Consider the following 361-nt stretch of genomic DNA (forward strand, 5'->3'; position numbering starts at 1 on the left):
CTGTTGACCATCGAATTCGACGACCCGAGCGGCTACGGCCGCGTCATCCGCGCGGCGGGCGGTGGCGAGGTCATTGCCATCGTCGAGCACAAGGACGCAAGCGAAGCGCAGCGTGCCGTGCGCGAGATCTACAGCGGCGTGATGGCAGTGCCCGCGCGCCTGCTCAAGGGCTGGCTCGCGCGGCTGGACAACAGGAACGCGCAGGGCGAGTACTACCTGACCGACGTGGTGAAGTTCGCCGCCGACGACGGCGTGCCCGTGGTCGCGCACGTCACCGCCGACGCCCTTCAGGTGGCCGGCATCAACAGCCCCGCCCAGCTCGCGGCGCTCGAACGTGCCTGGCAGCTGCGCCAGGCCAACG

1 pseudogene is annotated in these 361 nt (G+C 70.1%); it reads left to right on the forward strand.

Annotation, left to right across the window (positions count from 1 at the left end):
- Window positions 1-361 (forward strand): annotated as a pseudogene (gene glmU, locus AC1DNC_RS16790) (bifunctional UDP-N-acetylglucosamine diphosphorylase/glucosamine-1-phosphate N-acetyltransferase GlmU); the annotation flags it as partial.

The organism is Arthrobacter sp. 01N442, from assembly GCF_056399345.1.